We start from the raw sequence: 18317 nt of genomic DNA on the forward strand, positions 1-18317 counted from the left end.
GAGGGACCTGGCACTTACCCCGGTCTGAAAAGTCTACAATTGAAGCGCAACACACCAACCGGGAAAAACTAGCCCGGACGCATCTGGGCACGACCGTCACTTTGCGCGGTTCACTCAGTCGCCGCCCCCAAATGGTCTTATCATTCCCGAAACTCATTTCTAAAATTGAGGGCATGGAAATTGTTCAGCCGGGCACGGAGGCGATCGCGACGAATTTGGGCTTTCTCGTCGACCTCGTCCGTGCCCGCGATGACTTCGCTCGGTTGCTCGCGTCGCTCCGCTTCGGTCAAAGTGTGGTAGCTGACGAAGCGGCCGGGTCAGGGTCTGCGCTGTTGGTGGCCAGCCTTGTCGCGGCATGCCCGGGCGTTGTGCTCGTGGTCGCGCCTGACGAGCAGCTCGCCGATGCGATTCTGGAGGACCTCAAGCTTTTCGGAATTGATGAGGTTGTTCTTTTCCCCGCGCTGACGTCGCCCACCGAAGCTCCCCGTCCGGACGACGAGACGTTGGGCCAGCGGTTAAGGATTCTGTTACGTCTGGTTCGCGCTGAGTTCCCACGGGTGATTGTCGCCTCCGGGGAGTCCCTTCTCCAGGCCGTTCCCCCCGTCCATGTGCTCAAAGAAAGACTGTGGACGTTGAAAGCCGGTGAGAACCTGGACGTTGCGGCATTTTTAAGGGCCATCGGGGAACATGGCTACCGGAGCGTCCCGACGGTCGCAATGCCGGGCGAGTTCTCATTGCGGGGCGGAATTCTCGATGTATTTGCTCCCGAGTGGACGGCTCCTCTCCGCATCGAACTTTTCGACGAGCGTATCGAATCGCTCCGGCATTTCGATGTTTCGTCCCAGCGAAGTGTGGAGCGGGTGGAGGAAATCACGCTTAGCCTTTGTGCCCTCACCGAACAGCCGGCAGGATCGTTGCTCGATTATCTGCCGCCCGAAACCTGGACGGTCTGGATTGATCCCCAGGGCATTGAGTCCTCTTCACGGAGTTACCTCGCGCGGTTGGAGAAGACCGCATTTCATCACACCTGGGAAACGGTGGTTCGCGATTCCCAGAAGTTCGCGCGTCTGGAAATATGGGATATCGCGCCGGAAGCCGAAAGCGATGTTTTCCACGGGCAGATGGAATCAGTGGAGCGGTTTTCCGGGGATGTCGAGCGGGTGCGGGACGAGCTGGACGCGGTGGCCGGTGACTCCCGCGTGTACCTGGTATGCACCGCGTCTGCCGAGATTGAGCGACTCCGCGAGCTTTTTGCCAGCACGCAAATTGCCAGCTCCGGAAATCTCCATTTTGTGGTTGGACGCCTCTCGCGGGGATTTCGACTTCGGCCTGAGAAGATCGTTCTCATCAGCGTCAATCAGCTTTTCCAGCGAACCGAACTCCGCATCCCCGCACGACGGCCAGAGTCTCGCCCCATCGAAGATTTTTTGGATCTGAAAGAGGGAGACCTGGTGGTTCACGTGGCACACGGCATTGCCCGGTATCGTGGATTGAAGCTCCTTCAGAAGGGTGATCAGCTCGAGGAGCATCTGCTGCTCGAATTTGCCGAGGGCACCAAGCTCTACGTGCCGACCTCCAAGATTGGTCTGGTTCAGAAATACATCGGCGGTGCCCGGGCCCGGCCGAAATTGTCCAAGCTTGGCGGACGAACCTGGACCAGGCAAAAGCAGGCGGTGGCGGCGGCAGTTTTTGATCTGGCGGCGGAAATGCTCGAGATGCAAGCCATCCGGCAGACCCGTCCCGGCATCGCCTTTCCTCCCGATACCATTTGGCAGCAGGAGTTCGATGCCTCCTTCCCATTTGAAGAAACGCCGGACCAGTTGGAGGCCATGGCCGCCATCAAACGCGACATGATGAGTCCGCGGCCCATGGACCGACTCCTCTGTGGGGACGTTGGCTTTGGCAAAACGGAACTGGCGATGCGGGCGGCTTTTAAGGCAGTGGATGCTGGCTACCAGGTTGCGATGCTGGTTCCGACGACGATCCTGGCCGAACAGCACGTGAGGACTTTCCGAGAAAGGATGGCGGAGTTCCCCATCCGGATCGAGTGCCTATCCCGTTTTTGTACGCCCCGGGAAGAAACTGAGATCCTTCAAGGGCTTGCCGAAGGGGCGATCGATATTGTCATCGGAACGCACCGACTGGTCCAACCGGATGTTCGCTTTCACAACCTGGGATTGGTGATCATCGACGAAGAACAGCGATTCGGCGTGGAAATCAAAGAGCGTCTGAAATCGTTCCGGCAAACCGTGGACGTGCTCACCATGACGGCCACGCCCATTCCCCGCACGCTTCACATGGCGCTGGTCGGACTGCGTGATATCAGTACGCTCAGGACACCTCCTCAGGATCGCTTTGCTGTTGAGACACACGTGTGCCGATTTGATCCCCATTTGATTCGACAGGCTGTGTTGCGGGAGTTGAACCGCCACGGCCAGATCTACTTTGTTCACAATCGAGTCAAGGATATCGACGCGGTTTACCGCATTCTCTGCCAAATCGTTCCTGAGGCACGTATCCGGGTAGCCCACGCGCAAATGCCCGATCATCAGCTCGAAGAGATCATGCTAGCGTTTGTGCGTCATGAATTTGATCTTCTTCTGACCACAACGATTATTGAGAGTGGGTTGGACATCCCATCGGCAAATACGATTTTCATTGACATGGCGGAACGCTTCGGTCTGGCCGATTTGCACCAGCTTCGGGGTCGGGTCGGCCGTTACAAGCACCGGGCCTACTGCTATTTGCTGATCCATCCTCATCAGCGGCTCAATCCCAATGCCCGGCGGCGGTTGCAGGCGATTGAGGAATACAGCGAGCTCGGTGCGGGGTTTGCGCTGGCCATGCGAGACCTGGAAATCCGTGGGGCGGGCAATATTCTGGGGACCGAACAGAGTGGCCACATCGCGGCGGTGGGATATGAGCTGTACTGCGAACTTCTCGAGCAGGCCGTCCGCCGTCTCAAGAAGTTACCGCCAGCAACTTCCATTGACGTGGACGTGGACCTGCCGTGCCAGGCTTATCTCCCCGATTCATACATTCCGGATATTCGCACGAAGATTGATCTTTATCGGAAGCTGGCTCGTCTTACCGAAGTTGCTCAGCTAACCGATTTCGCCCAGGAATTGCGAGATCGCTTTGGTCCCCTACCCCCACCCGTGGAACGGCTGTTAGAGCTGCACGAATTGCGGATCCATGCTCACTGGTGGCGGATTCGTAACATCCATCAGGAAGCGACCTTTGTCGTCTTCCAGTATGTCTCCCGCAGAAAAATGGAAAATTTACAGAAACTGGCGAAAGGACGTCTCCGAATCGTGGACCACGAGTCTGCTTATCTGGTTGCCGACGATTGGGTGGGCGATATCGACCAGCTTCTCTCCGCGCTCAAATCGCTGTTGCAGCAGCGTCCCGAGGATCCTTATAATCCGCGGGCTTGATTCGGCGATTGAGAACTGGAAGGCAGATAAAGCCGGTCTCTATTCGAGCCTTACCGTGACGGGCAAACATCTCGGAACGATCATCCTCGGCTTATGTCTGACACTCGGGTTGATTCTGTGTTGCGCACCCGAGGAAGGTTCTCATTTTTTGCGATTCTTGTGGCAATTGGGAGGCGAGTTGGGGCACACCCTGGTCAATCGGGTTAAAGCTTCGGAGTCCCAGGTGTCAAGCCCCGATTCACCCGGCGAGGGTATTTTCAGCGAGGGCAAAGGATTCGGCGGGGTGCCGATCGGGCCCCATCTCAAGCGGCCCGCATGGCCTCCTCGCTTTGAAGACGCGCCGGACTCCGACAGCACGCAGAGCGAGGAGAAGCCAGCGCAAGAGAATAATCTTCAATTCCCGGTGCTCCCGAAAACGCTTGTGCCATCCCAGCGCACTGATGTGGCGGGCTCTTCAGTTTCGCTACCCGAGCAGCTGGGAAATGATCCCCAGGTCTACCCGGCCACTTCTCGGCCCGTGGCCAGTTGGGAGGCTTCACAAATCCGGCCTGTCTTTGATCCGATGGAAGCTCAGGTTGTCCGGTTGCCGGGTGTTGCCGGTCTTGGCGGCTCACGGGTTTCCAACGCGACTGCCGCAGATAACGATTTCCGACAGCTGGCGCCGGGGAGCACGAACGTTACGGATGCCGGCGAGTGGTCGTTGCCGAGCGGGAGGCCAGTGATGCCTCAGGCCGCACCGCCGCAGTTTTCCGCAGACTCCGCGGCGCGACCTGCGAATTTTGTGGCACCCGCGGAGGTGACGGTATCGGATCAGGATAGCTTAGGAGATGACCGTTCCTCTCTTTCCGAATGGGCCAGGACAGCGGCTTCCCTCCAAACTGATCGCGTGGGCGATTTTCGGCAGGAAATCAACGAGCAAACTCGGGTGCTGGCACGCGTGGGATCTGAGGTGATTCTCGCTGGTGAAATCCTTGGTGCCGTCAACGAAATCTTGCTGCCCTATCAGGATAAAGTACCCGTCGTCGTGTACGAGCAATACAAGCAGCAACTGATGCGGCAACTTTTGAATAAACGGATCGAAATGAAACTTGTCTACGAAGACATCAAACGCAAAATCCCCCGGGAAAATCTTCAGCGAATCGAGCAGGAAATTGCCAAGTTTTTTGAGGAAAAGGAGATTCCGGCACGGCTTCGCAAAATGGGCCTTCAGTCTGCGAAGGAGTGGGATGAACGCCTCCGTCGTGTGGGGAGTTCCTTGGAGCATGAAAAACGGGCGTTCATTGAGGGAACCCTCGCTCGTGACTGGATCAAACAGCAAATGGCATCGGCCGGCTCGACGGCGAAGACCGTATCGCCGGAAGTTCTCTGGGAGTACTACCGAACCCATTTACATGAGTTTGAGCAACCCGCCGAGGTCCGTTGGCAACAGCTCATGGTGAAAAAACGGCCGGACCGCTCGGATGCAGAGGCCTATGCGAAGCTTGCTGAATTGGGCAACCGAGTTCTGCGGGGCGAGCCGTTCGAAGAGGTTGCCCGTTCTGGATCGGAAGGCCCCACCGCCTCCGAAGGGGGCATGAGAGAACCGGTGCAGCCTGGGAGTTTGCGGTCCCGCATCCTCGAGGAAGCCCTATTCTCTCTGCCCGTCGGCCAGCTCAGCCCCATCCTGGAAGACGACCAAGGATTCCACATCGTCCGTGTCCTGGAGCGCCGCGAGGCCAGCCGGATCCCGTTCACCGAGGCCCAGGTGAAAATTCGGGAACGTCTGGCAGAGGAAGAGAAACAAAAGCAGTTGAATGAGTATCTTGCGAAGCTCCGCGAGGAAATTCCTGTGTGGAATGTCTTCGAGGCCACGCGAGAAGATTCCGGTGTGCTTCCCACGGCCACAAAAGGCGGCACAGCGCCGTGATCATTTTGTCGAAAATCCTGCAATCCAGCTCTCGGAATGCAGGATCATGCGACTGGCAAATCGGCAACGCACGGGATGTTGCTTTCGATTCGATCCCGTGGTTCGGATGAGTGAAAACGAGCTCTCGTCAGAGCTCGAATTCGCCACCGGGGAACGGACCTCCCACCGGCCGTTTGATGGAGACTTCCTGCGTGGGCTTGGGCGAACGTTTGATCAGGGGCACAAAGGGGCGCTCGGGATAACCAATGTAAAGTTGCCGCGGACGGTGAATACGCTTGTTGGGTGTGAGGTGCATTTCACGCCAGTGGGCAATCCAGCCGGGAAGCCGTCCCAGTGCGAACAGCACCGTAAACATGTTCTTGGGGATACCCATGGCGCGATAAATAATGCCTGAATAAAAATCGACATTGGGATAGAGCTTGCGCTCCACGAAGTACGGATCTTTCAGTGCGATTTCTTCGAGTTCCTTGGCCAACTCGAACAGTGGATCAGTGCCGATCTTCTTGGCGATCAGACGGTCGGCCACGCTCTTAATAATCTTCGCGCGAGGATCGTAGTTCTTGTAAATTCGGTGTCCGAAACCCATCAACCGGAACGGATCATTGGGATCCTTCGCCTTATCGATGTATTTCCCTATGTTGCGGTTGTCTGCGAGAATCTGCTCCAGCATGTTGATGCAGGCTTCGTTCGCCCCGCCGTGAAGTTGTCCCCAGAGGGCGCAGATTCCCGCCGAGATGGCAGAGAAAAGATTCACGTTGCTGGAACCCACCATCCGCACGGCGGACGTGCTGCAGTTCTGACCGTGATCAGCATGCAGGATCAGCAGAAGATTGAGGGCCTCCACATAATCCGGGTCCATCCGGTAGCGTTCGCTGGGGACTGCAAACAGCATGTAGAGGAAATTCTGACAGTACGTCAGGTGATTCTGCGGGTAAACAAACGGCTGGCCGATCGACTGCTTGTAGCCAAACGCCGCGATGGTCGGCATCTTCGCCATCAGACGGTAAATGGAGAGCTGGCGCTGGGCTTCATCGAGGGGATCCAGCGAATCCTTGCAATAGATGGCCAGAGCCCCCACCACTGAACTGAGGATGGCCATGGGGTGTGCATCGGGCGGAAAACCCGCGAAGAGCTGCTTCATTCCCTCGTGGAGGAGCGTGTGCCGGCGGATGTTGTCGCGAAATTCCTCCAGTTGGTCGGCAGTGGGCAATTCTCCGTAAATGAGCAGGTACGCCACTTCGAGAAAATCGCAACGCTCGGCAAGCTCTTCGATCCGGTAACCGCGATAGCGAAGAATCCCCTTTTCACCATCGATATACGTGATGCTGCTGGTCGTACCGCCGGTGTTGGCAAAGCCGTCATCCAGCGTGATGTAACCAGTCATCTGATAGAGCTTGGATATATCAATGACTCGGTTACCCTCCGTACCCACGCGGATAGGCAGTTCGTACTCTTTGCCGTCCAGAATCAGCTTTGCGACCTCTCCCATAGACGCTCCCAATCATTCGGTGAGAGAAAATAGCGTAAACGGTTTGCAGACCTTCCCCCCTCCCTGCGACCAACACTTTGCTCCAAAAAACAGCATTTTACGGCGCAATAACCCCTGCGACCAGATACCGCTTTGCCAGGTTGCCCGACTGATTGCCGAAAATCCCGACAAAAGCCCGACGGAATCGGCAAGCTTGCCGATTTGACACGGGCCAGATCTAAACTATCATGATAAAACAAGTCATAATGATGTGCAACTAGTGGCTGTAACAATTGCCATTCTCCGGCCGTTGAGAATTCTCTCCCAAGGGGAGCGTCGAACCCGCCGAGACCGGTTCGTGCTGCGTAGGCCCATCAAAAACCGGCGCCCTTGGCACACATGGTCTATCAATGAACACGACACACAAAACGGAGGAGCCGCTCCCAGTCACTCCCCCTGGCAGCATGATGCGATAAGGCACACTGGCACTTCTGTGCGGCTATCTGTTCAAAAGAAAAGAAGAGTTGTTGAAGGCGAAATCGCCACAAAATTGTGTGGCCCAGGAGTGCTACGGGGCTGACCGCTGGGCCAGAATTGAGTTTTCCCGTCTCTTCTCCGGTGGATCCAGGAGTTGCACCGACTCTGCCACGAGGAGAGGGCCGCGCCCATCGGCGGACCGGACTTTTCGGCCGACGATTCCGACCTGGTGGCCAATGTAGGTGCGGAGCAGCGTCCCCGGAGCAGGACGGACATAGGCTTCGATCTCCCCCCGCTCGTTGATGACCTGATAAGGTGGGTCGGACGGACGTCTCACCTGTGCTCGAACGAGGCGTCCCACCGCGTCGAAGCGCTGGCGGCGCAGTTCGTTCAACTCCTGGGCAATCTCCTCTCTGGTCGGGATAGGCCGGTCTGCCTGCCCCATTTCGGGAGCGACCTGCGCCTGGTGCTGGGCGAGCGGCTGAATTGCATTGGTCGCGTTGCTCAGCGGTTGCGTGACAAACGACGCCTGCGCCACTTCGGGAGCGGCCGGGGGAGACTCCGGTGCGAACGGCAGGCGGGGAACCGCGGGGCCGGCCACGGTCTGGAAAGACGTGGCCAGAGTTGGAGGAGCAGCAGGGATCACGACCCGGGTGGCGGGTGGGGGTATCTCCGTCAAAGTCGGTGGACCTGAAAACACGGTCGCCGAAGTATCAGGAGTTGGTGGTATCGTGGGCGATCGCATACCCGGGAAACCCGCGGAAACGACGCCAGAAGATAACGTGGCTTTGGCGGCCTGGGCGATGTGCCTGGCTTCGGCAGTACGCTCGGCGAGGGCCTTCAAACGGGTCACCTGGGAGGGGGACAGCGGTTGCGCGGCCAGATTAGCCAGAGCGTCTTCAAGGGGCTTCAGATCCCATGTTGTTGGGTCCTGTGTCAGCATTCTTGTGAATTGGGCCTCGATTTGATCCAGACGTGCGTCCACAGATACCCGCCCCAGTGCATCGAAGCTCGTACCGCCCGCGGTTGCGGATCTCAGGGAGCGGTTCTCGGAACCTCCGCCGGGTTGGGCGTGAGGGTTTGAGAGGACACTGGAGCGAGCTGAGGCGTTTCCCGCTGGTCGCCACCCGTCGCCCTGCCCTGCCCCGCCCATCATGCCGGGCAAGAGAAACGACGCTGGCTCGACGGTACTGGTGTTTTCCGTAGCGTCGTTTCCTCGACGGGAGGAGGGGTCCCGCGATGGTTTTCCACCCTGGTTTGACGATCCTGACGGGGCGGAAGTAGGCACGGTGAGTTCTTTTAACTGGGACGTCGTTATCCATACGGTTTGGCCGTCAGCCAATCGGACGGCCGACCAACCGCCGGGATCGTCCACAATCCACTCAACGACGTCCCCGGCACCAATCGTCGCGGCGAAAGGGTAAGTTTCGCTGGGACCAGTTCGCCCTGGGATGGATATTCCCGGCATGGCAGGGTTGACCTCTCGCCACACCTGGTCGGGAGGCACCTCGCCGCGGCATAGCAGCGAGGCAAAAAGAACGACAGAGCCAGCCAGCAGTGCCAGCCTCACAAGTCCGGCGAGGTTTTTGCGCCATCCGCGCTGAGCTGGCCAGTTAAAGCCGGGTTGCTTCGTGGGAAAATCGGCAGCCTGCGGGAGAAAGGCCGCTACAACCGCGCTTCGATGTTGCCGGTTGACGAAAGGTCGGTTTGGGGACCCTTCCATGGGACGGTTTCCTGACAACTGAGGATGTTAGCTCAACTGAGAAGACAATGGCTCGTGGGGCTTATAACAAATAAAGCAATGTCGGGGCAAGATCGCCGTGGAAAACGTGAGTTACAAAAGAATAAAAAGGTTAGGACGAGAAATCCGCGTAAAGTAGAGAACAAGATCACGAGAGTTTAAAGTTGGGCGACCGGCCAACCTGTTGAAGGAATCGTCCCCGAAGATCAGCCGGGTGTGTGACGACATATTGCCATCCGGAGACTTGTCCGCGCCACTGGCAAACGGCCGCTGAGGGCAGTATCCTAACGGCGGGCTGGTCACAGGTCGTGAAAGACCGACAGGTCGTTGGGCCTTCGTTATTTGGAGGGAATCGCCGTGATAGGCACTCGCACTATGGTGACTTTTGTCTCAGGGTTTCTTTGCTGGATGGCAGTGGTGAAGACCTTGGCCTGGGAGTCGGAAGCAGCCAATGTCCCAGAATCTAAGGTTCTCAAAGCGGGTGCAGCTGCAAGCAACATCACACCCTGGCTCGATGAGCCGATCGTGGGTGGATGGTCGTCACCCCCGGGAAAATACATCCACGATGAGCTATTTGCGCGTGCCCTTGTGCTGGATGATGGAACGACGAAGGTGGCGATCGTCGTGGTGGATAATCTCGGACTGGCCCGGGAGGTATGCGATCTGGCCAAAAGGTGGATTCGGGAACAGACGGATATTCCGGAAGATCATATTTTGATCGCAGCAACACACACGCACTCTTCGATCAGTGCAAGGCCGGCGAGCGTTCTCAAGCCAGATCCTCAAATGTCCGACTACGCGACATTTGTGGCGCGGAGAATATCAGATGGAGTTCGCTGCGCAGTGGCCCGTCTGGAACCGGCTCGCATCGCCTGGGCCACCTTGGACGTTCCCGAGCACCTCAACAATCGCCGATGGTTCATGAAACCTGGTGTTCGGTTAGTGAACCCGTTTGGTGGGGAGGACAAAGTCCGCATGAATCCGCCAGCGGGCAGTCCGGACCTGGTGGAGCCTGCTGGTCCGGTGGATCCCCAACTTGCCTTCATTTCTGTGCAGTCCCGTGACGGTCGGCCGATTGCTCTGTTGGCAAACTACTCGTTGCACTATGTGGGAGGAGTTGGCTCCAACCACATTTCTGCGGACTACTTTGGCGTTTTTGCTGATCGGATCCAGCAACTTCTTGGTGCGGACCGTCTCGATCCCCCCTTTGTTGGAATGCTTTCCAACGGAGCGAGTGGGGACGTCAACAACATCTCGTTCCGACAGCCGCGGCCTCCGAAAAAGCCGTACGAGCAGATGCGTTACGTCGCTTATGACCTGGCCCAGAAAGTCTTCGACGCTCATCAGTCGCTTCAATGGCATAATTGGGTGCCCCTGGGGATGCGACAGCGAGAACTCGTGTTGAAAGTGCGCAAACCAACACCTGAGCAACTGAAGCGGGCACAGGAAATTCTCGCCGGGGCGCCCCCACTTCCGGAGCGGCCGCATGAAGAAATTTACGCCCATCGCGTCATTCAGCAACAGGAGGCCCCTGAAACCATTTCCGTCCCCTTGCAGGCCGTTCGCATCGGAGATCTCGGCATCGCCGCAATTCCGTTCGAAGTCTTCGCCGAGATCGGACTGGAAATCCGGGAAAAAAGTCCATTTCGCCCGACGTTCACCATTTCCCACGCAAACGGCTCATACGGTTATCTGCCCACTCCTCGCCAGCACGAACTGGGCGGCTACGAAACCTGGCTGGGCACGTGCAAAGTCGAGGAACAGGCCTCGGTCAAGATAACCGAGGCGATCTTGGAGATGTTCCAGGAGCTTCGGCCTTAGTGGCCAAATTGGCCGTGGGCCGATCCCCACTTGGCCAGTTTGTCTGGCTGTCATTCAGTCCGATGCGCTCACGGTTGGAGGGGCTCGCCAAAGGCGATGACCGTCACCTTCGCCCGATGATGGACCTGCGGGGGAGTCTCCGCAGCGCAACTAAAGTGAATTGTGTTGACGCCATTTTGCAGCTCGGGAATCTCTCCTTCTATCTGCGCGGTTTGAGTGAGGGTTCCTCGGGCGTCGTACACGCGCACGTCCCCCGAGCCGTCAAATTCCAGGTAATCCCCGCTGGCAAGCGGTACCGGGAAAGTGATGCGCCGCCCGTTCAGCTCCAGTGCTGGGCGGGTCAATTTTATTGAAACAATGGGCATAACGCGGACGGGGCTGATGAGGCATGTCGTACTTCCCTGCACTGGCACATTGTTGAGGTAGATGTTGAGCTCACTCACATGGTCCCGGATGAGCGGAGATCGGTAAACGACGGCATAATAGCTTCCATATGGCCACACGTAGCGGTGGAATTCGTCGGCGTCGCGTTCCCGCAAAAGCAGCTCAAAATATCTCCAACCTTGGAAGTCGAGATGAACGTAGTGCTCGTCGCATGTGGGCCAGTAATGGAGGGGATTGCTTAACTGGAGATTTAATACTGCCCCACTTCCGTCCCCCCGCACCCATACTCCCAGCGCCGCTCGGTCCTCGAAATTAATTGGGGGCTCAAAGGCCTTTGTGACCTTCGCCCAGGCACCTCTTGGCGAATTGCCCGAGTTGCGCACAAAAAACTTTCCACTTTGCTTTCCAGCCTTGACGTCGTCCTGAACAAGTTCAAACTGTGCTGTGACGTTCGCTGCCTGAGCCGCCTGACCAAGTTCGTCCGCCGACTTCAAAGAGAGAATTTCCAGAGCACGCGGACCCTCGTAGGGTTCTACGCCATAGAGGGCCTGGATCCGGACACGCAGCGGCTGGGCCGAATAACGATTGGTCACCTGCCATGTGTCACTCTCCGGAATGGCCGCCGTGATCTTGTGGGACATGTAATCCACGGGGTAAAACCTCCAGGAACCGTCTGCCCGAACCTCCAAATGGAAATCCTGGCCCTCTTCTTTAAGTCGATCACGGATAGTCTGAGGAACCTGCTGGGAAAGCCGCAACCGCTCGTAGTGGGCAAGCATTTTCAGGTATTCTGGCTGCCGGGCACAGGGAGGATTAGGACCGGGAGCGATTCCCTGAAATGAAAGCGGCATTCCGTAGGCAAGGGCTTTGGCACACAGATATTCAAACTCGTCGGGGAGTTCGGCGTCGTGATCCTGGGTGGGGCCGAGGATCGCCCACCAACCAAGCTGCGCCGGCAGTAAAGTACTTCGCCGGTGCTCTTCATTGGATCGGCAATGCCAGTCCACAAACGGTTTCAGACCCCAATTGGGATGATCCCACGCCCCCAGGCGAGAATGGAAAGCCCAGGAATGGTAGTCCCAGCAACTGGCCTCAACCAGTGCCGGACGCTTGAGTCGCCGGAAAATAGCCTCGCGCATCCGACTGATCCCGTACCATCCACCGGGCATGCCTTCGGCCCCATCCATGTAGATCATGTCAAATCCACAGGTGTTGTACACATCGGCGATGGCCTGGGCAATTTCGTCGACAAGCGTGGACTTTTCGTCGGGCAAAAAGCAGCCATAACGCACGAAGAGGTGATCAACCGAACTCCCAGGCGCGTGACTCTGAGGCTTTGTTCCGAACGCTCCCCGCTTACACCCAGTGAAGCCGTAGGGAGGTTCCTGGGCCAGGCCACTGTACTGAATGAGCTCATCCCCAATCCGAAGGACATTTCCTCGACTGCCGTAAGCCCAGACCGTATCCAGGTCACCCGGCTTTTCCTGAACGATGATCCGATCGGCATTCTCATCGAGCGCCGCTGCAAGGGTGAATCGGGCGTCCACCGCCAACCGAGGATCGGGGTGTGGCGTGACCCAGGGATCGGCTGGCGAAATACAGCCCGTGAGCGTGTGCATGCCGGCCTTCAAGCCTGCTGCATGGATTTTTTCCACCACCTGGCGCAATCCCTCGATTCCGTGAGGAAAAAGATTTTTTCGCGGTTGGTAATGTCCGAGGGTCTGCTCCCACCCGATCATATGGATTTCGGCAATGCCCGCGTTCCTGGCGAGTTCGATCCAGTCATCCGCATTCTCTTCGGAGACGGTCGCAAAAACGTAGGAGCCCTGGGTTTCCGGGGCATCCGAAGCCCAAGGGCCGCCGAGTGGCGAGCGAATGGCCTCCTCTGCTTCCAGCATTTCCCGAAGCGCGTCTCGAAGGCCTGGCGTTGGACATCCGACGAGGGCCACCGCCGCCCCGCCAAAGCCGTGTTCACGGTAGGCCACGGCAGAGATACTCGCGGCTTGCGAAGGTTCCTGCGAACTCCCTGGTTGGCCGCCGGAAGACTGACCGGTTGTCAGCCGCACACTGTGGACCTGGCCGAGCACGAGTAAGTTGAGCGATCGCACGGCTACGGCGAAGTTATCGTCCTGCGCAATTCCCGAAATGCTGCTTGTCAACTGTGACGGCTTGACGAGCAAGTTGAGCAGGCGAATTTCATCTGCGTCACCTTCGACTGACTTAATGCCAAACGTAAAATGATGCCGCCGGGACGTAACTTCCAGCACGACGCGCCCATTTTCGAATTCCACAGTGAGTGTGTCACCGTTTTTCGTGCATCGCCGAGGAACAAACGTTTTCCCCGCCTGGCGGTACGTCACGATGTACCCGGTTTGAGTCGTGATGAGTTGTTCGCCCTGGCCGACTTTGTCCGTTAAGCTCAGATTTCGACCATCGGGGCCGACGACATACCGGACGAATTCGTTCTCCAGGACGATTTCCTGGCTGAGACAGGGTGCACGCAGGCCGGTCCAGAGAGCGACGACGATGACCAGGAGACCGCCCTGGTGCACCGGTAACACTGACCGGGAGTTTCGCAATGACCGCATGGTTGAACTCCTTCGGAAAAACGAAATGGTTGACCGCCAGAGGTCCTTGCACCGTAGCAGACCTCTTCGAGAATGGGAAAACGTGCCACGATTCCGCCGCGTTGGATTATGACACTTCCCGCCCGTGGCGGAAAGATCCACACGGGAATGGCCCTGAGCCATCCCCATTTTTGCAAAAACCCATGACACGCCACGAGCGCAAAGCGCCGCAGGGGCAATTCATGAATTGCCCCCACCAGTGCGTGGCCCGGGTGCAACCGGGCGCTCCGGTCGCTCGCATGGTTCGGGTGCGACCGGGATGCTCGGTCGGCGTGGAAGCCGGACCTGTTAAAAGGACGCCTTTCACGGCGTCCATCCAACTCTCATGGGAATGGCTTGGTCTAACACTTTTTGACGAAAGCGTATCGTGAAAGGACATCGCGAGCTATGAAACTGCCGGACGATCCAAGACAACTGATGGAGATGGAGGCTGCCACGCTGCGAAGCCTGCAACTGGTGGAGGCAGAGCGTTCTCAAATCAAGCGGCAGATCGACACATTACGTTCATCGCTTGCAGGCTTGAAACGCGAGAGGTTTTGGGCGGAGCTCAGGCTGCGTTATGTGCGCTGCGCGGGCGCCATTCGGAAATGGTTGACGCTGCCCGAGTGGATGCGATTTCTCGTGTGGCTGAGTGCGGGAATCACGCTGGCCGTGGGGCTGGCAATCACAGTAGGCCCCAAAGTAGCCGTTGGCGCGCTCCTTGCAGGGTGCGTTGTCGCATTGTTATCTGCTTTCCCCAGTGACACCACCCTGGAGGCTCTCAGACAAAGATTAATGGATCATTTACCCCGGCTGCTGGAATCGCATACGCAGCTTCTGGCTGAGTTGGCCCAAAAAAAGGAGGAATTATTGCAAACCGAACGGCAGGTGGCGACGATTCGCGGCACTTTGGAGGAGATACGCCGATCCCGGCTCCACCGTCTCGCCGTTCTGGCCTCGGCCGATTGGCGGTCGTTCCGGGGTGAAATGTTCGAGCGATTTCTCGTGCAGGTTCTCAACGAACTGGGCTACCGGGTCCATCATACGGGGAAAAGCGGAGATCAGGGCGCGGATATCATCTGCGAGCGGGACGGCTACAGAGTGGCTGTGCAGGTGAAGGGATACACCCATAGTGTGGGCAATGACGCTGTGCAGGAGGCGTACTCCGGCAAGGCCTTTTACCAGTGCCACGGATGTGCGGTGATCACCAATAGTGTTTTCACATCCGGTGCCCGCGAGTTAGCGCAAAGAGTCGGTTGTGTACTTATCGACCAGACGATGATACCGGACTTAATCTTCGGGAGAATTAACCTGATCCAATTGTCATGCCAAACGCGAGTCCAGTCTCAGGGAGTCGCATGATCGGGCCGGCGGCAAGAAACGTTCATGGGTGAGCGTGCAGCTTCCAGAGCGTCATGGATCGTCATCACAAGATCCCAGTCGCTGCACGGCTTTGTGAGAAAGCGAAAAACCTGCCCGCGGTTGATCGCGTCGACAGCGGTTTTCAGGTCCGGCTGTCCTGTCAGGATGATTCGCACCGTACGAGGACAATGTTCCGCGATCCATGCGAGTAGTTCCGTGCCGCGTGTTCCCGGCATATGCTGGTCACAGATGACGACATCGACCGGCCACCGTTTGAGGATTTCGCGGGCTTCTTCGCCGCTTCGAGCGGTCAAAAGTTGAAAGGTTTGATGCCGGAGAACGCGCGTCAATCCCCGCAAGAGATTCACGTCGTCGTCCACAACCAAAACCAGTGCGTCGCGTTCGGTGCTCATATCGTCCGCCCAGGTGATTCTTCAGAGCGACGGAGACGTCAATACTTTATTTGCCATAGCTTAATCGTGAGATGTCCCCGTTCAAAAAAGTCGTTGTGTCTGGCGAGGCGGCGGCCTGCTCGCTGGCGATGATAGGAGTCAGGTGGGAGCCGTGCGCCTTTGCCTTCTCTAGATCTTGCGTCGGAAGCCGAATGACAATCCGCGTGCCTGTGTTTTCTTCGCTTTCCACATTGATGCTTCCTTGGTGTCCTTCCACGATCACTCTGTAAAGATGAACCAGGGAGCGGCGGGATGTAACGGATGCTGGCTGGTGGGCAAAGTACGGTTCGAGGAAATTCTTCCGTTCCTGGGAATCCATTGCAACGCCGTTGTCAGAGACTTCTATTTCCACCCAATCTGTATCCAGGCGACGCGTACGGATCACGATGAGGCCCTTTTCATCCCCTGAGTTTTGCTGCTTTTCGATGGCTTCCACGGCGCCCAGAAGAAGATTGGACACGGCCTGGCTGAAGGCCCCCGCCATCAGTGGGACATGCGGGAGGGTGCTGTCGAATTCTGTAATGACGTCGGCGACCTTAGACACACGGGAGTGCATCACATCCACCGCGGGCTGAATAACAGCATTGAGGTCCTGAACCGTCTTTTCTGTTTCATCCGGATAGGCGAAAGTCCGAAGGGCTTTCACTATTTTCGCAAGGCGCTGGACCCCTGTGAGGGTTTCTTCCAGTGCATCCGGGAATTCCCGAGTGAGCAGTTCATCGTCCAGCATATTTCCCTGAGACCCTGTGGAAAATCCTTCTTTTTGCAGTACCAGTCCTTGCGGGTTTTGGCTGATCTCGCGCCAGGTTTCCCGCAGGAAATGGAGATTATGTTCCAGGTACTGAAGCGGGGAATTCATCTCGTGGGAGAGGATCTCGGCCAGGTGACCGATGGCTGCGAGTCGCTCGGCCTGCACCAAACGGTCTTCCCAGCGCTTCCGATCGGTGAGGTCCACCGTGATTTCGCTGATGTACCACTTGGCGTCGGGTGCCAGGAAAGGGATCGCGGTGGTTTGCACTGGGCGATTGCCTTCGCGAGGCAGGATCCGTTCCTGTGTCACCCGCATTTTGGTTCGCAACGCCCTGGCAGTGGGGCAAGCCCAGCAGGGCTCGGTCGTTCCACAGAAATACTCGTGCGTGGTTTTGCCACGATAGTCGCCATAAACAGCCCGCCGCCAAAGGTCCACATAAACCAAGCGACATTCTTGGTCCACGATGCTCAGTCCCGTGCGTGTGACCTCCAGAACCAGTTCTGTTTGCCGTCGGAAAGCGTGGATTTCCTCTTCCACTTTTTTGCGCGTCAACACGGTGCTCAAACGTTCCGCCAGTTCGTTGACAAACATGCGATAGACGGAGAAGCCTTCGTCATCAAGAAGCTCCTTGGGGCAGCATATTTCCACGGCGCCCACGTAATCATCTCCTAGAAAGATGGCGGCACTCAGTTTGTGCTCTGTTTCTTCGTACGAGTCAGCTTGGTAAACCTGCCCCCGAAAATGATCCGCGAATAGACATTTGGAAGGTCCTGGAATATCCCAGCCAGGAGATGGCTGGTCAGCTCGACCATCTCTTCGATGGAGGCACCACGTTCCGCCAGATCGCTCAGCCCGGCTAGGCATTCGAGCTGACGATTGCGCCGCTTTAACTGCTGTGTTTGGATGGCTAGTCTTTTTTCGTACTCAACTCGCTTTTCCTTTTCCTGCTCCTCCCGAATATGGGCATCGACGATGGGGGCCAGAAATCGGGCGATCATTTCGAGGGTACGCACATCCTCCTGTGTGTAATCGCTAGATTTATTGGCCAAAAAGATTGCCGCCACCAACCGATCCTGGACGATGAGAGGCACACCCAGAAACCGGGTGATGGGCACGTGCCCAGGGGGAGTCGCAACCGGTTGATTGACGCACACGGTGAGTTGCTGCTTGAGGACCTGCGCGAGGACACCGCCCAGTTCGTCCAACTCAAACACAATTTTCTTGTCTGCCATCTGGCAGCGATTCCACACGTGGCGCGTCAGGCTGGGACAAACAAGGCGGCCAGAGCGATCGATGTAGCCGATGATGCCATACTCACTCTTGAGAGCTTTGAGGATTTCATCAAGAACTTCAGAGTATACGTCGTCGCTGGAAAGTCGCAGGAAGCATTCGTTGATCCGAGTCAGTGTCTCAACGAGGGAGGCCGCCGAGGCGTCCGCGCAGGGTTGTGTATCCAAGGATTTGTTGGCCGCACCCATTCGAGCGGAATCCTCTATGACTGCAAAGCCGAGTGGCGGGGCCGGGGTGACAGGTTTCACCGTTTCATTCTGCTCGTTCATGAGCAACCTCCGCGGCCTGCTTCAAAGGGACAGACCCTTCAATGTTAATGACTCGGCATCGACGTTCGCGATTTTTCGTGCCCAGCGGTGCTGTGCGGAACTTCCGACCATCTTCCAGACAGGAAAATGCAAGGGCTGCCACTGCTAGGGAGCGGTTCTGGCCATTACTAGGAAAATTGAGGCCTCCTGGCTTTTGCCTTTTGTTAAAACAATAGGTCACAAATGCGGCGTGTCGGGACGTGTTCGTTCGGCGGGCATCTTCAGTGAGCGACGTTCGGGGAACCTTTCACCGCGGGCTGGGGAGGGGTAGCAGTACAGAAGTAGGTCCTCGTGCGATGGCGAGAATTGCTCAG

Annotated in this window: 10 protein-coding genes; 4 read left to right on the forward strand and 6 right to left on the reverse strand. The window is 57.3% G+C overall.

From position 1 onward, the window contains the following. Nucleotides 1–173 precede the first annotated feature (173 nt). Together mfd and THTE_RS07260 are read left to right on the forward strand one after the other, a co-directional pair. Entirely contained in the window at nucleotides 174–3437 is a 3264-nt protein-coding gene (mfd, locus tag THTE_RS07255; RefSeq protein ID WP_095414797.1) for a transcription-repair coupling factor, read from the forward strand. Between the two features lie 55 nt (nucleotides 3438–3492). Beyond that, nucleotides 3493–5343, forward strand: coding sequence for a peptidylprolyl isomerase (locus THTE_RS07260; protein WP_168175806.1), 1851 nt, complete (start codon nucleotides 3493–3495; stop codon nucleotides 5341–5343). 127 nt (nucleotides 5344–5470) lie between these two features. Here the strand turns inward: THTE_RS07260 and THTE_RS07265 are convergent, their stop codons facing one another. Together THTE_RS07265 and THTE_RS07270 are read right to left on the reverse strand one after the other, a co-directional pair. Further along, nucleotides 5471–6832, reverse strand: coding sequence for a citrate synthase (locus tag THTE_RS07265; RefSeq protein ID WP_095414799.1), 1362 nt, complete (start codon nucleotides 6830–6832; stop codon nucleotides 5471–5473). Nucleotides 6833–7379: 547 nt separating this feature from the next. Further along, complete coding sequence (locus THTE_RS07270) at nucleotides 7380–9011, reverse strand: SH3 domain-containing protein (protein ID WP_095414800.1); 1632 nt, start codon at nucleotides 9009–9011, stop codon at nucleotides 7380–7382. A gap of 426 nt (nucleotides 9012–9437) precedes the next feature. Between THTE_RS07270 and THTE_RS07275 the strand changes: the two genes are divergently transcribed. After that, nucleotides 9438–10850 (forward strand): neutral/alkaline non-lysosomal ceramidase N-terminal domain-containing protein, encoded by a 1413-nt coding sequence (locus THTE_RS07275; RefSeq protein WP_095416816.1) that lies wholly within the window; start codon nucleotides 9438–9440, stop codon nucleotides 10848–10850. Nucleotides 10851–10918: 68 nt separating this feature from the next. Here THTE_RS07275 and THTE_RS07280 read toward each other — a convergent pair whose 3' ends face one another. Beyond that, on the reverse strand, nucleotides 10919–13822 hold the full coding sequence (locus THTE_RS07280; protein WP_095414801.1) for an alpha-galactosidase: 2904 nt from the start codon (nucleotides 13820–13822) through the stop codon (nucleotides 10919–10921). A 426-nt stretch (nucleotides 13823–14248) separates the two neighbouring features. Between THTE_RS07280 and THTE_RS07290 the strand changes: the two genes are divergently transcribed. Continuing rightward, on the forward strand, nucleotides 14249–15202 hold the full coding sequence (locus tag THTE_RS07290) for a restriction endonuclease (protein WP_095414803.1): 954 nt from the start codon (nucleotides 14249–14251) through the stop codon (nucleotides 15200–15202). Here THTE_RS07290 and THTE_RS07295 read toward each other — a convergent pair. The 3 genes from THTE_RS07295 to THTE_RS07305 are packed head-to-tail and all read right to left on the reverse strand — an operon-like array spanning nucleotide 15187 to nucleotide 17964. Next, the gene (locus THTE_RS07295) at nucleotides 15187–15615 is read right to left on the reverse strand and encodes a response regulator (protein ID WP_095414804.1); all 429 of its coding nucleotides are present in this window, start codon (nucleotides 15613–15615) and stop codon (nucleotides 15187–15189) included. The genes THTE_RS07290 and THTE_RS07295 overlap by 16 nt on opposite strands. A gap of 46 nt (nucleotides 15616–15661) precedes the next feature. Next, nucleotides 15662–17062 (reverse strand): sensor histidine kinase, encoded by a 1401-nt coding sequence (locus THTE_RS07300; protein WP_157731889.1) that lies wholly within the window; start codon nucleotides 17060–17062, stop codon nucleotides 15662–15664. A gap of 29 nt (nucleotides 17063–17091) precedes the next feature. Further along, on the reverse strand, nucleotides 17092–17964 hold the full coding sequence (locus THTE_RS07305) for a GAF domain-containing protein (protein WP_095414806.1): 873 nt from the start codon (nucleotides 17962–17964) through the stop codon (nucleotides 17092–17094). Nucleotides 17965–18317 lie beyond the last annotated feature (353 nt).

Source organism: Thermogutta terrifontis (assembly GCF_002277955.1).
In the GTDB taxonomy this organism is placed as follows: domain Bacteria; phylum Planctomycetota; class Planctomycetia; order Pirellulales; family Thermoguttaceae; genus Thermogutta; species Thermogutta terrifontis.